Annotated in this window: 13 protein-coding genes; 12 read left to right on the top strand and 1 reads right to left on the bottom strand. The window is 45.1% G+C overall.

Annotation, left to right across the window (positions count from 1 at the left end; all coding sequences use genetic code 11):
* Positions 1-41 precede the first annotated feature (41 nt).
* Complete coding sequence (locus B9A91_RS10065; protein WP_084238202.1) at positions 42-1,184, bottom strand: M28 family metallopeptidase; 1,143 nt, start codon at positions 1,182-1,184, stop codon at positions 42-44.
* A 119-nt stretch (positions 1,185-1,303) separates the two neighbouring features.
* On the opposite strand from B9A91_RS10065, the gene B9A91_RS10060 reads away from it, so the two are divergent.
* From B9A91_RS10060 to B9A91_RS10005, 12 genes are all read left to right on the top strand, one after another.
* On the top strand, positions 1,304-2,506 hold the full coding sequence (locus B9A91_RS10060) for an NAD(P)/FAD-dependent oxidoreductase (protein ID WP_084238201.1): 1,203 nt from the start codon (positions 1,304-1,306) through the stop codon (positions 2,504-2,506).
* Between the two features lie 341 nt (positions 2,507-2,847).
* Positions 2,848-3,549, top strand: a complete 702-nt coding sequence (locus tag B9A91_RS10055) for a Clp protease/crotonase-like domain-containing protein (protein WP_084238200.1) — start codon at positions 2,848-2,850, stop codon at positions 3,547-3,549.
* A gap of 14 nt (positions 3,550-3,563) precedes the next feature.
* On the top strand, positions 3,564-4,757 hold the full coding sequence (gene argG, locus B9A91_RS10050) for an argininosuccinate synthase (protein WP_084238199.1): 1,194 nt from the start codon (positions 3,564-3,566) through the stop codon (positions 4,755-4,757).
* Positions 4,747-5,718 carry an N-acetyl-gamma-glutamyl-phosphate reductase gene (argC, locus tag B9A91_RS10045; RefSeq protein ID WP_084238198.1) on the top strand — a complete coding sequence of 324 codons (972 nt, stop codon included), beginning with the start codon at positions 4,747-4,749 and terminating at the stop codon, positions 5,716-5,718. The genes argG and argC overlap by 11 nt, the downstream gene beginning before the upstream one ends.
* 90 nt (positions 5,719-5,808) lie before the next feature.
* A complete protein-coding gene (locus B9A91_RS10040; RefSeq protein WP_084238197.1) occupies positions 5,809-6,942 on the top strand; it encodes an aspartate aminotransferase family protein in 1,134 nt (377 codons plus the stop codon).
* Positions 6,939-7,901 (top strand): Rossmann-fold NAD(P)-binding domain-containing protein, encoded by a 963-nt coding sequence (locus tag B9A91_RS10035; protein WP_084238196.1) that lies wholly within the window; start codon positions 6,939-6,941, stop codon positions 7,899-7,901. Before B9A91_RS10040 ends, B9A91_RS10035 begins: the two co-directional genes overlap by 4 nt.
* A gap of 4 nt (positions 7,902-7,905) precedes the next feature.
* A complete protein-coding gene (gene argB / locus B9A91_RS10030) occupies positions 7,906-8,697 on the top strand; it encodes an acetylglutamate kinase (protein ID WP_084238195.1) in 792 nt (263 codons plus the stop codon).
* A gap of 3 nt (positions 8,698-8,700) precedes the next feature.
* Positions 8,701-9,519, top strand: a complete 819-nt coding sequence (gene proC, locus B9A91_RS10025) for a pyrroline-5-carboxylate reductase (protein WP_084238194.1) — start codon at positions 8,701-8,703, stop codon at positions 9,517-9,519.
* A 4-nt stretch (positions 9,520-9,523) separates the two neighbouring features.
* Positions 9,524-10,591 (top strand): M20 family metallo-hydrolase, encoded by a 1,068-nt coding sequence (locus tag B9A91_RS10020; protein WP_084238193.1) that lies wholly within the window; start codon positions 9,524-9,526, stop codon positions 10,589-10,591.
* A gap of 19 nt (positions 10,592-10,610) precedes the next feature.
* On the top strand, positions 10,611-11,942 hold the full coding sequence (argH, locus tag B9A91_RS10015) for an argininosuccinate lyase (protein WP_084238192.1): 1,332 nt from the start codon (positions 10,611-10,613) through the stop codon (positions 11,940-11,942).
* 665 nt (positions 11,943-12,607) lie between these two features.
* Entirely contained in the window at positions 12,608-13,189 is a 582-nt protein-coding gene (locus B9A91_RS10010) for an RNA polymerase sigma factor (RefSeq protein WP_084238191.1), read from the top strand.
* Between the two features lie 109 nt (positions 13,190-13,298).
* Positions 13,299-14,429 (top strand): FecR family protein, encoded by a 1,131-nt coding sequence (locus tag B9A91_RS10005; RefSeq protein ID WP_084238190.1) that lies wholly within the window; start codon positions 13,299-13,301, stop codon positions 14,427-14,429.
* Positions 14,430-14,449 lie beyond the last annotated feature (20 nt).

Below are 14,449 nucleotides of genomic sequence, written 5' to 3'. Positions count from 1 at the left end.
AAATTGGTTTAAACTATGCTGATTAATTGAAAAAACAGGCTTTACTTCATCAGCTGTTGGTTAAAAGTTGTAAGAAGTTTAAACAGGTCTTCGTATGCCGTAAATGGGAGGGTGGAAGGCAGGTCATACACGTCATGATAGGCCCTGATGCCTCCGGTGGTATAGATAAAAAAGGCGGGTACGCCCTTTTCTGAAAAATAATAATGATCGCTGTTCGCCGTTTTCCCCCGCGGATTGATTTTAGCCAGGTATTGATGCTCATCATTGATGGTGTTGAGCAGCGTAAATTCCCTGGGGTGGAGTGGGGCGTTAACCACCGTTATGCCGGTTTCGCCGGTTCCAACCATATCCAGGTTAATGAGAAAGCGGATTTTGCGGAGTTCCACAGGCGGATGTTCGGTGAAATATTTTGAACCCAGGAGCCCGGCCTCTTCCCCTGCAAAACAGATAAAAGCCATACTATAGGCTGGTGGATGGGCAGCATAGTGTTTGGCCATACTCAGTAAAAAAGAGACCCCGCTGGCATTGTCGTTTGCCCCCGGGAAATAGGTGTTGCTGCCCATGCCACCCAAATGATCGTAATGGGCGGTGAACACCACCAATGAATCGGGCTTGTGGGTGCCTTTTACCAGAGCGCAAACATTGTCTGCCTTAAAATCGGTAATAAAGTGCTGCGCTATATCAAGTTCAATAGTTTCAGGCTGGCCAATTGCGTTTTTTTGCACTTCTATGCCGGTGTAATCTGCCAGCTGCGTACTTACAGACCAGGTGAGTTTATCTTTTAAGAGTACTACAAATCCTTCATTTGCAGCAACAAAAACAGTGCTATCCTTTTGCTCCAGTTTGCCGCTGGCCGTTTTTCCGATGCTTTGGGGCATTACAATAAAGTCTTTCCCGGGTACCAGTGCTTTGCCGTTTATTTTAAGGTTCATGCTGCCGGGAAAGGTATTTACGGGAAAAGAAAAAGGCTGTTTAAAAGATGTTCCGTCCAGAGGTTTTAATCCGTATGCCTGAAATGTTGTGCTGATAAAATCTGCCGCTTTGGCCAGGCCATTGTTGGTATAGCCCCGGCCCCACATGGTTTTTGAGCTGAGGGTGTCCAGTATATTTCTCGTCAGTACAATATCCTGTGCTATAACCGGTCTGGCAATGAGCAGGCATAGCGCTAGCAGGCACTTTTTCATGTTCGGTGTTTGTGTTTCATTTGTTGTTAAAGTAAATATAAAGAAATGAGGCCGAATATCGGCAGGCTGAACCAAACAGATTGAAGGTCCTGCTGTTATAGAAGAACTAATCTGAAACTATGGACGTACGTTCTAATGAACCATTCTGGCTGGTAAAAAACGGCATAAAACATTCCTATCCTTCGTTAAGGCACAATCTGGACTGTGAAGTATTAATTGTTGGCGGGGGCATAACAGGAGCTTTAATGGCCCATGCTGCTGTTAAAAACGGATATCAAACGGTTTTAATAGACAAAAGGGAAATTGCCAATGGCAGTACCTCGGCTACCACATCTATGCTTCAGTACGAAATAGACGTGCCTTTGTATAAATTAAAGGAACTGATTGGCGATCAGGGCGCCATTGCCAGCTATAAAGCCTGCAGGGATGCCATCTATAAGCTGGAAGAGCTATCAGAAGAAATCGGTTCTGCCTGTGGGTTTGAGCAAAAGGAATCCCTCTATTTTGCGGGCAGGTCTAAAGACCTCAAATGGTTGAAAAAAGAGTATGAGGCACGTAAGTCGGCAGGGTTTGAGGTAAGCTGGATGGATAAGAAAGACCTGTATACAAGATATGGACTTGTGGCAGAGGGAGCAATCTTATCGGCAGATGGCGGAAGCCTGGATGCCTTTTGCCTGGCGCACGACTTACTTCATTACAATGCAGAGCGGGGTTTGCAAGTGTTCGATAAGACTGAACTTAAAAAGGTTAAGTACCAGAAGGAGAAGGTAGAGGTGCAGCTCCATACCGGGGCCAGTATCAAGGCCCGGAAGATCATTTATTGTACCGGCTATGAAACACAGGGCATGCTGCCAGATAAGGTAGTGAGTTTAAAAAGCACCTATGCAATGATCAGCGAAAAAGAAGACCGCCATCCTGAAATCTGTGAGAAAACCTTGTTCTGGAATACCGATAGCCCATACCTCTACATGCGGACAACTGCCGACGGCCGTTTGCTGGTAGGCGGAGAAGACGAGAACTTTAAAAATGCACTGAGAAGGGACCTGCTGCTGGGCAGAAAGGAAGACAAACTGATTAAAACGGTGAAGAAATATCTCCCGGATGTTAGCTTTATAGCCGATTTTCGCTGGTGCGGTACTTTTGGGGAAACAAAAGACGGACTGCCTTATATCGGTACGCATCCTAAATTTCCGGATAGTTATTTTTTATTGGGGTTTGGCGGAAATGGGATTACCTTTTCGGTAACCGGCGCAGAGATGATTGTAGACATGATGAAAGGGACTCCAGGTTTACTATCGCATTACTTCAGGTTTCAGCGTTAAAGTAAATGTATTTTTTCATTATAAAAATGTAAAAAAATTAAAAACGTATTGCACAACTCAATATTTATTTAAACCTTTGCGCCTCAACTCATTTAAAATATTATTATAGACAGAAAATGATCAAGCACATCACACATAAACTTTCTATTGTTGAGGCAAAGAATATTGCTTCGAGAAGTTTGTTTATTGAGCGCTTGCGACCCATATTTTTTGTGACCACAAACCGGCAAACCTACACGCCGCGGATCTGAGTAAATATTTTACCCCAGCTCATTTACGAAGAGGATTGCCTCTCAAAAAACAATTAATCAGAACATTTATATTTTTTCGTTATCCTATTAATGAATATAAACGATTTTATAGTGCAGGTTGCACTTCCTGAACATCGTGTCTTTGCAGAAGAAATCTGTGAAGAAATGGCTGAATCAGCAAAAGCACGAGGTACAGGTATCGCTAAACGCTCGCCAGCGTACGTAGCTGATAAAATGACCGATGGTAAAGCCGTTATCGCTTTTCATAAGGATGGCTCATGGGCCGGTTTCTGTTACATCGAAACCTGGACACACGGGCAGTTTGTAGCCAATTCGGGTCTTATTGTAAGCCCCAAATACAGAAAAGCCGGATTGGCGCATGCCATCAAGGAAAAGATCTTTGAACTTTCAAGGCAAAAATACCCTAAGGCCAAAATATTTGGTTTAACAACGGGGCTTGCTGTAATGAAGATCAATTCTGACCTGGGCTATGAGCCGGTTACTTACTCGGAACTCACCCAGGATGAGGAATTCTGGAAAGGCTGCCAAAGCTGCGTAAACTTCGAGATATTAAAGATGAAGGAACGCAAGAACTGTATGTGTACCGCCATGTTGTACGATCCGGTTGAGCAAAAGCACGATGCGGCAAAGAAATTTGCGGAGGAACTGCATAAGAACCCAACCTTATATGAACGTTTCATGAGCATTAAGCAACGATTGGTGCTTAAGTCCAAACCCAATAAGAAGGGGTTGAAATCCCTGTTTTTAATGTTTACTGTTTTATTTAAATAGCTGTTATAATTAAGATGAAGAAGAAAGTTGTTTTAGCTTTTAGCGGAGGTTTGGATACCTCGTTTTGTTGCATTTACCTTGCCCAGGACCGCGGTCTTGAAGTTCATTCTGTAATTGTAAATACCGGAGGTTTTTCTGATGAAGAGCTGAAAGAAATAGAAAAACGGGCCTATGCATTGGGCGTGGCTTCACATGCAGTGGTTGATGAAACAGAAAACTATTATAACAGCTGTATCAAATACCTGGTTTTCGGTAATGTGCTGAAAAATGCGACCTACCCGCTTTCTGTAAGTGCAGAACGTGTAAGCCAGGCTACAGCAATTGCCAATTATGTAAAAAAGATTGGCGCAGATTACGTGGCACATGGCAGTACCGGTGCAGGGAATGACCAGGTGCGTTTTGATATGATCTTTAACATCCTCATTCCGGATGTAGAGATCATTACACCAATCAGGGACCTGAAATTATCCCGCGAAGCGGAAATAGAATACCTGAACAAGCATGGGGTAGAATATAGTGCAGAGAAAGCCAGGTATTCCATCAATAAAGGTTTATGGGGAACATCTGTTGGCGGAAAAGAAACGCTGACCTCTAATGAGACCCTGCCTGAAGAAGCATGGCCAACACAGGTGTCGGAAACTAAGCCACGCAAGCTGGAGCTAAGCTTTGAGCAAGGGGAGCTGGTGGGCATAGATGGCGAAAGACTTGAGCCGGTTAGGGCCATCCAGAAACTGCAGGCCATTGCTCAGCCTTACGGCATTGGCAGGGATATCCATGTTGGTGATACCATCATTGGCATCAAAGGCCGTGTAGGTTTTGAGGCTGCAGCACCCGTGCTGATCATAAAAGCACACCATACATTGGAAAAGCATACCTTAACCAAATGGCAGCTTTCCTGGAAAGAGCAATTGTCTTCTTTTTATGGCAACTGGCTGCACGAAGGGCAGTTCCATGACCCTATTATGCGCAATATTGAAGCGTTTTTAACAGATACCCAGAAAGTAGTAAGCGGAAAGGTATTTGTTGAACTGCTGCCTTACCGTTTTAACATTATCGGGATAACATCTGACCACGATTTAATGAGCAATAAGTTTGGCAGCTATGGCGAAATGAACAATGCCTGGAGCGGTGAGGATGTGAAAGGATTTTCTAAGATTTTTGGAAACCAGGTGATGATCTGGCATAAAGTGAACGGCCATGAAGATTAAAGCAGGCATAGTTGGGGGTGCCGGATATACAGGAGGCGAAATGCTCCGCCTGCTGGTAAACCACCCCGCTGTTGATATCCAGTTTGTACACAGCAACAGCAATGCCGGGAACCTGGTTTCGGACGTGCATACCGACTTGCTGGGCGATACTGACCTGCGCTTTACAGATAAGCTTTCCTCTGACATTGATGTTTTGTTTTTGTGTGTAGGGCATGGTGATGCGAAGAAGTTCCTGGAGGCAAATGATATTGCTGAAGGAATAAAGATCATTGACCTGAGCCAGGATTTCAGGTTAAAAATCAACGCCGGGAGCAAGTGGGTATATGGTTTGCCTGAGTTGAACCGCGAGCGCATAAAAAAAGCCAGTTATATTGCCAATCCGGGTTGTTTTGCTACCTGCATTCAGATCGGTTTATTGCCCCTGGCTGCAAAAGGACTGTTAAAGGCCGAGGTACATATCAATGCCACTACAGGTTCAACAGGGGCCGGACAGGGCTTATCGGCTACCTCGCATTTCAGTTGGCGCAACAACAACCTGTCGGTTTATAAGGCATTTGAGCACCAGCATCTGAATGAGATCGGCGAAAGTTTGAAACAACTGGATTCCAGGTTTAACCAGGTCATCAACTTTATCCCGCAACGCGGAGATTTTACCAGGGGCATTCTGGCGGCCATATATGTAGAAAGTGATTTGACTGCCGAGGAAGCGCAACGCATTTATGAAGATTATTATGCAGCGCACCCTTTTACCCATGTGAGCAGGAAGAACATAGATTTAAAGCAGGTGGTAAATACCAATAAGGCATTGGTGCATGTGGAAAAGCATGGCAGTAAACTTTTTATTGTCAGCATTACCGATAACCTGCTGAAAGGTGCAAGCGGACAAGCCGTGCAGAATATGAATTTAATTTTTGGATTGGAAGAAGGTACAGGATTGCGGCTTAAGGCCCAGGCATTTTAAGCCGGGCCCAAAACTTCCGCCCCTCATCGGGAACGCAACATGCGCTCTTGAACTATGTACCATTATTCAATCCATTAAATAAAAAATAAAATGAATTTATTCGACGTATATCCACTCAACAATATAGAAATCACTAAAGCCTCAGGAAGTAAAGTATGGGATGCCAACGGGCAGGAATACCTGGACCTGTACGGCGGTCATGCCGTAATTTCTATAGGTCATACCCATCCGCATTATGTGCAGCGTTTAACAGAGCAGCTGAACAAGGTGGGCTTTTATTCCAACTCTGTACTAATTCCTTTACAGGTGCAGCTTGCCGAAAAGCTGGGCAAGGTTTCGGGCAAAACGGATTATCAGTTGTTTTTATGTAATTCAGGGGCTGAAGCCAATGAAAATGCGTTAAAGCTAGCCTCTTTTTATAACGGAAGAAAGAAAGTAATTGCTTTTAAAGGTGCCTTTCATGGCAGAACCTCTCTGGCGGTTTCCGCTACCGATAACCCTAAAATTATTGCACCGGTAAATGAAACAGATAACATCATCTTTTTACCACACAACGATGAAGCGGCCCTTGAGGCAACCTTTTCGGAGTACGGAAATGACATTGCTGCGGTAATTATTGAAGGTATTCAGGGTGTTGGGGGTATTAAAGAGGCTTCCATCAATTTCCTGCAAAAGATACGTTCACTTTGTGACGGCTACAACGCCGTTTACATTGCAGATAGCGTGCAGTGCGGTTATGGCCGTACAGGGAATTTTTATTCGCACGATTATGCAGGGGTTGATGCCGATATTTATACCATGGCAAAAGGTATGGGCAACGGCTTTCCTGTAGCAGGTATTTCTATTGCGCCTAAGTTTAAACCATGGCATGGCATGCTGGGCACTACCTTTGGGGGCAATCACCTGGCCTGTGCAGCGGCGCTGGCCGTACTGGAAGTTATTGAACAGGATAACCTGATGCAGAATGCGGCAGAGGTAGGCGATTACCTGATCAGCGAATTAAAGAAAATAGAAGCCATAAAAGAAGTACGTGGACGCGGCCTGATGATCGGCATAGATTTGCCGGAAAGCCTGCCAAATGTAAAAAAAGACCTGCTGTTTAAACATAAAATCTTTACCGGGGAAGCAAAACCCAATGTGATCAGACTGTTACCTGCCTTAAACTTAACCAAAGCACAGGCAGATCAATTTTTAAATGACTTTAAAACTGCTTTAAAAGGATGAACCAATTCACTTCAGTAAACGATGTGCAGCATATTGACCAATTGGTTGAAGATGCACTTGCGCTAAAGGGAAACCCCTATGCACACCAACACCTGGGTAAAAACAAAACCCTGGGCCTTGTTTTTCTGAACCCAAGTCTGCGTACCCGATTAAGTACCCAGAAAGCTGCCCTTAATTTAGGGATGAATGTAATGGTGATGAATATGGACAAAGAGGGCTGGGCATTGGAAACCCAGGATGGAGTGGTGATGAACGGGACTACGGTTGAACACATACGTGAAGCAGCTGCGGTGATGGGCCAGTATTGCGATGTGCTGGGCCTGCGTTCTTTCCCTAAACTGGTAAACCGGGATGAAGACTACAACGAGGATTTTTTTAACAAGTTCATTAAATATTGCCAGGTGCCCGTGGTTAGCCTGGAAAGTGCTACGCGCCATCCATTGCAAAGCCTGGCCGACCTGGTTACCATAAAAGAGACCTGGGTATCAGCTGCGAAGCCCAAAGTAGTGCTGGCCTGGGCGCCGCACATCAAAGCATTGCCGCAGGCTGTGCCAAATTCATTTGCCGAATGGATGTGCAGGGCGCAGCAGGAGGGGATGCTGGACTTTACCATAGCACAACCTAAAGGTTATGAACTGAGTGAAGATTTTACCCCGGGAGCACACATTACGCATAATTTAGATGAAGCACTGGCCGGGGCCGATTATATTTACGTAAAAAACTGGTCGAGCTACAAGGAATACGGTAAGGTGCTTACCTATCCTGAAGGCTGGATGCTGAATAACGATAAGCTCAAAAACACCAACAACGCCAGGGTGATGCATTGCCTGCCGGTAAGACGCGATCTGGAGCTTTCGTCTGAAATACTGGATGGGCCTAACTCGCTGGTGATCCACGAAGCGGGAAACCGCTTATGGGCAGCACAGGCTGTTTTGAAACAAATGCTGGAAAAATTGTAAGAAAATGAAGAAGACACTCAACGTAATTAAAATCGGCGGAAATGTAATCGACAACTCAGAAAAGCTACATCAGTTTTTGCTCGACTTCACCGCGCTCCCCGGAGACAAGATTTTAATTCACGGCGGAGGGAAAATTGCTACCGAGCTGGCGACTTCTTTAGGCGTTGAAGCCAAAATGGTGGAAGGCCGGAGGATTACAGATATAGAAACCCTGCGCATTGTAACCATGGTGTACGCCGGATTGATCAATAAAAACATGGTGGCCCAACTTCAGGCCAAAGGCTGTAATGCCGTAGGGCTTACCGGCGCTGATGGAAATATCATTAAAGCCGTAAAACGACCGGTAAAGGATATAGATTACGGCTATGTGGGCGACCTGGATGAGGCTTCGGTTTCGGTTGAAACACTGGATAGCTTATTGAGGGCAGGTCTGGTGCCTGTTATTTGTGCCATTACGCATGACGGGCAGTCTCAGCTGCTCAACACCAATGCCGACACGATTGCATCTGCCGTTGCGGTTGCCATGGCAAAAAGATACGATACCGCACTGATCTATTGCTTTGAGAAGCGTGGTGTAATGCGGGATGTGGAAGACGATCGCTCCCTGGTAGCTGAGATCAGGATGGATGAATTTGATGCACTAAAGGCTGAAGGCGTGGTTTCAGGTGGGATGATCCCCAAATTACACAATGCCTTTGAGGCGATAAAAAGCGGCGTTTCGGCAGTATACATTGGTAAAGCCGATGAATTACTACAAATTAATGGAAGCAGTTTCGGAACCAGATTAATAAAGTAAGTTATGGAAAAATTTAAAGGCAGGATCGCCATTTTAGGCAGCGGAAATATTGGTATCTCTTTAGCAAAGGGCTTGGTTAAGTCCGATTACGCCGAACCCGGTCAGATCAGCCTGACAAGAAGAAATATAGCTGGTCTTGCTGCACTCGCCGGGCAGGGTTTTGCGGTGAGCAATGACAATGCAGCGGTAGTTGCCGAGGCCGATATTGTGGTGCTGGCTGTACTGCCCCAGCAGTTAAATGGCTTATTGGCACAAATTAAACCCGTTACTGATGCAAAGCAGCACTTATTTATATCTGTTGCTTCTGGTGTAAGCTGTGCTGATATCAGAAGTAAACTGGGCGACGAGGTGCAGGTAATCAGGGCCATGCCGAATACAGCGATAGCCATCGGGCAATCCATGACCTGTGTGGCTACAGATAATGCGGGCGCGGAAAACATACAGGAGGTAATCAGAATGTTTGAAACCGTAGGCTCTGTTGTTAAAATTAACGAAGACCTCATGACTTCGGCCACAGCCTTATGTGCATGCGGCATTGCTTTTTTTCTGCGGGGGATCAGGGCTGCATCACAGGGAGGGGTAGAAATTGGCTTTCATGCCGATGAGGCACTCAAAATGGCCGTTCAGACGGCTAAAGGCGCTGCAGACCTGCTGCTGCTGATGCAATCACACCCAGAACAGGAGATTGACAAGGTAACCTCGCCTAAAGGCTGTACAATAGCAGGATTGAACGAAATGGAGCACAATGGCTACAGTTCTTCATTAATTAAAGGGATTAAACTTTCCGCCCTTAAAGCGGGTGCTTTATACACCAAAGAATAACAGGATGACCGGCCAACTGCAAAAAGACAGTTTAGAACTGCTGAAACAACTGATCAGCATACCTTCTTTCAGTAAAGAAGAAGACAGAACCGCAGATGTGATTGAGCAATTCCTGCAGCAACGAAATGTAAAGACCCAGCGTAAACTGAACAATGTATGGGCTTATAATAAGCATTTTGATGCCTCCAAACCTACTTTGCTTTTAAACTCGCACCACGATACCGTAAAGCCAAACACGGGCTATACGCGTGATCCTTACGAGGCAAAAATTGAAGACGGTAAATTATATGGCTTGGGCAGCAATGATGCGGGAGGATGCCTGGTATCGCTTATAGCCACATTTTTATATTACTATGAGCAGTCAGAACTGAGCTATAACCTATGCCTTGCTGCTACAGCCGAGGAAGAGATCTCGGGGAACAACGGCCTGGAGCATGTGCTGCCAGAGTTGGGCGATCTGGAATTTGCCATAGTAGGGGAGCCAACACAGATGAACCTGGCGATTGCAGAACGGGGCCTGCTGGTACTGGATTGCACGGTGCATGGAAAGGCCGGGCATGCCGCGCGTGAAGAGGGGGACAACGCCATTTACAAGGCGCTTAAGGATATAGAATGGTTCCGCAATTATCGTTTTTCGAAGGTATCTGAAATGTTCGGGCCTTTAAAAATGTCGGTTACCATCATCAATGCCGGCTCGCAGCACAATGTGGTGCCAGCAACCTGTACTTTTACGGTAGATGTGCGGGTAACGGATGCTTATACAAATGAAGAGGTTTTAAAGATCATACGCACAAATGTGGATTGTGAGGTAAAGCCCCGCTCGGTAAGGCTCAAACCTTCTTCTATTGATAAGGCGCATCCGATTGTACAATCGGGAATTGCATTGGGCAGAGCGACTTATGGCTCTCCTACCACTTCAGATCAGGCGCTGCTGAGTATTCCTTCGCTGAAAGTGGGGCCCGGTGATTCTGCGCGGTCTCATATGGCTGATGAGTACATTTACACCCATGAGATTGAAGAAGGCATAGTGCTGTACATAGAGATGCTGAAGCCGGTTATCAACGGAAAGTAGAATTTTAATGAAGAAATAGATGAAGATCTGGCAAAAAAATATTGAAGTAAATAAGGATATAGAAGCTTTTACAGTAGGGAAAGACAGGGAACTGGACCTGCAAATGGCTGCATTTGATGTTCTGGGCTCACTGGCGCACGTGCAGATGCTGGAAAGTATTGGCTTGCTGAGTGCCGAAGAGCTTGCTGAGATCCAGGTTGCCCTGAAGAAGATCTATGCCGAAATAGCGGCAGGAGAGTTTGTAATAGAGGATACCGTGGAAGATGTGCACTCGCAGGTAGAGTGGCTGCTTACGCAACGCATTGGCGAAGCCGGCAAGAAAATCCATAGCGGGCGCTCGCGCAACGACCAGGTGCTGGTAGACCTGAAACTTTATTTCAGGAGCTGCATTGAAGAGATGGTAGGCAATACCTCGGTTTTGTTTGAGCAGTTGATCAAACTGAGCAATACCCATAAGGATAAGCTGCTGCCGGGTTATACCCATTTGCAGATTGCCATGCCTTCTTCGTTTGGTTTGTGGTTTGGCGCATATGCAGAAAGCCTTGCCGATGATATGGAGCTGATGCTGGCCGCCTGGAAGGTATGCAATAAGAACCCTTTGGGCTCTGCCGCAGGCTATGGTTCGTCATTTCCTTTAAACAGGACCATGACTACCAAATTGCTTGGCTTTGAACGCTTAAATTATAACGTGGTATATGCCCAGATGGGCAGAGGCAAAACAGAGAGGGTCCTGGCGCAGGCCATGTCTGCCATTGCGGCTTCACTGGCCAAGATGGCCATGGATGTTTGCCTGTTCATCAATCAGAACTTTGGTTTCATCAGTTTTCCGGATGAGCTGACTACCGGCTCCAGTATTATGCCGCATAAAAAGAACCCCGATGTTTTTGAGCTGATCCGCTCGCGCTGCAATAAAATACAGGCCTTGCCCAATGAGATCGCCATGATGGTCACCAACCTGCCATCGGGCTATCACCGTGATCTTCAGTTGCTAAAGGAAAACCTTTTCCCGGCCATGGTTTCCTTGAATGAATGCCTGCAGATGGCTACCTATATGCTCCAAAATATTTCTGTTAAAGCGGATATCCTGAAAGATAAAAAGTACGATTACCTGTTTAGCGTAGAGGTGGTGAATGAACTGGCTTTAAAAGGCGTACCTTTCAGGGAGGCTTACAAACAGGTAGGGGAAAGCATTGAAAATGGCAGCTTTAAACCGCTTACTGAACTGAACCATACCCATGAGGGCAGCATCGGTAACCTTTGTAATGTAGAGATTGAGGAAATGATGACAGAAGTGCTGGCACAGTTTAAGTTTGAAAAGACCCATCGGGCTATGGAGAAATTGCTGGCTTAGTGTATTTTGTTTTAGCCTTCGGTTTTACTTGCAGCCTAACAGGCATCAACTATTGGACAAATCAAGAGCTGGTCCAAGATTGCTTAAGGTCTGGATGGGAAAAGGCACCTTTTATCCCAATAAGCCCCGAAGCAGACCTTAAGCAGACCTTAATTAGGTATTTTTCCTAACCTATTTCAGAACAAAAGAGGATTGGTAAGTTGATTTAGCGGGGGCAGATAATCTGCCATGATTGATGTCGGGTCAATCAACCGACTTTAAAAGGAAGGACGAATTAAGCGCATAAATTTTCATTCACGTAAGAAAATGGCCTGTTCGCGTAAAAGATTTGCAACACTCCGGAGCAACAACTACGTTTGCGGCCATAACAACAGGATGAACGCTATGTTTGCCCCTCTGAAAATGGATGTTTTCAGTACCCCTCATGCTGTTAGATTATACATGCCCTGCAATTCTACCTGATTGCGGGGCATTGTTTTTTCTTTTGCATGCTAGTGTGTGCTAAAATGACGGCCAGCACTCCCAAGACCATGCAATGGCCTGGTTTTTCGATTTATAACCAGCAAAGTAAGTCAGCTGGCTGAAGAAATGAGGCATAGACTCTCATTTTTTATTGCCAATTAAAAAGTCTACTTTCGTTTTGATCGTATCAGATCTGTAAAAAAATGCCAGCCTATAGTGATTTTAGCGATAGTAAACTGACTGTTTTATTGAAACAGGGAGACCGCCTTGCATTTACCGAAATCTATAACCGTTATTGGGCAGAAATGTATTTTCATACCTTCAGGATGCTGAAAGATGAAGACAGTTCAAAAGACGTGCTTCAGGACGTATTTAGTGCCCTATGGCTAAAATCGGCTGCACTGAATGTCAATACCAAGTTGTCCGGACATTTGTATATTGCGGTACGGAACAGGGTATTTAACCTGATTGCCCAGAATAAAGTTAGAAGTGATTATCTGAGTTCAGTGGCCGGTTTTATTACGGATATAAGTTCTGAAACATCGTTGCTGGATGAAAAACAGTTGCTGGAAATTGTAGAAGAAGAAATCCGAAATCTTCCTCCAAAAATGAAAGAAATTTTTGAACTGAGCAGAAAGGACAATCTTTCTCATAAAGAAATCGCAGAAAAACTTGGTATTTCTGATCAAACTGTAAAAAAGCAAATACAAAATGCGCTTAAAATTTTAAAGCCTAAGATCCGTTCGGCACAAGCCGGGTTTTTTGTGCTGTTTTTTTTACGTTAAAATACCGTTTAACACGGTTTTTACCTCATCATAAAAATTTATTTTTTTTTTATCTACCCCCAAATTTACTTTCGGCTGTTCTTTTCGTAAATCAGCCCATTACGGAAGTATGAACAAGGAGCAAGCTAAAGCTATTATTGAAAGATACAATCTAGGCCAGGCAAGTGCCAGGGAAAAAGCCTGGTTGGACAATTGGTACCTGCAGGAGTCAAAGAAGCACGAGTTCTCGGCAAAAGAGCTTAATTTCTTAGGGCTAAAAGAAGAAATCTGGCAGGCTACCAAGGAACTTTCTGGTTTAGCAACAAGGCCTGCCCCAAAAAGGCTAAGGCTGTGGCCAGGGTTTGCAGCAGCAATTGCGCTGATTGTGTTTGGGCTGTATTTTTATATAGAAGCAAGTAAGCCCAGGCTGAGAGATATGGCAAAGGCCAGCCATATTGTTCCAGGGATGAACAAAGCCACCATAACATTGGCTAACGGCAAAGTGATAGCCTTAAGTGAAGCGAAAAATGGAGTAGTTGTAGGAGAAGACTTAAAGTATGATGATGGAAGCCCCCTTTCAGGCTTGCAGCCCTCTCTACCACGGGGAGCGCGAGGGGATAATGCAGTACTTGCCCTTACTACTCCACGTGGAGGGACTTACCAGATTACTTTATCGGATGGGACTAAAGTGTGGTTGAATGCCGCTTCTTCCCTACATTATCCGGCAGTATTTAATGGCGCTGAACGAAAGGTACAGCTAAAGGGGGAAGCCTATTTTGAAGTGGCAAAAAATCCGAAAGCACCTTTTCGCGTAGAAAGCAATGGGCAGGTTACAGAGGTTTTGGGTACGCATTTTAACATCAACGCTTACCAGGATGAGCCTGGTACGACCACCACTTTGCTTGAAGGCAGTGTTCGGGTGTTAAAACCTAATTCTGATCGCGAGGTATTGCTTAAGCCCGGGCAGCAGGCCAGCCCTGCAGCAAACGGGGGATTTAAAGTCAGTAAGGTTAACCCAGAGCAATATGTGGCCTGGAAAGACGGAAAATTCATATTTGCCAATGCCAATATCGAAAGCATTATGCGTCAGGTAGCCAGATGGTATAATGTAGAGATTGAGTACAAGGGCAGCCCGTCCAAAGAAAAATTTGGCGGCCGCACATCGCGTTTTGCGAACATAGCAGAATTGCTGGAAATCCTTGAATTAACAGATCATGTACAGTTTAAGATTGAAGGAAGGAGGATTATCGTTATGCCGTAATGTTACTTACCCTAACGGTT

It is taken from the genome of Pedobacter africanus (assembly GCF_900176535.1).
In the GTDB taxonomy this organism is placed as follows: Bacteria; Bacteroidota; Bacteroidia; order Sphingobacteriales; family Sphingobacteriaceae; genus Pedobacter; species Pedobacter africanus.
The sequence above is the reverse complement of the archived record's forward strand: the minus strand, read 5'-3'. Positions and strand labels throughout refer to the sequence as shown.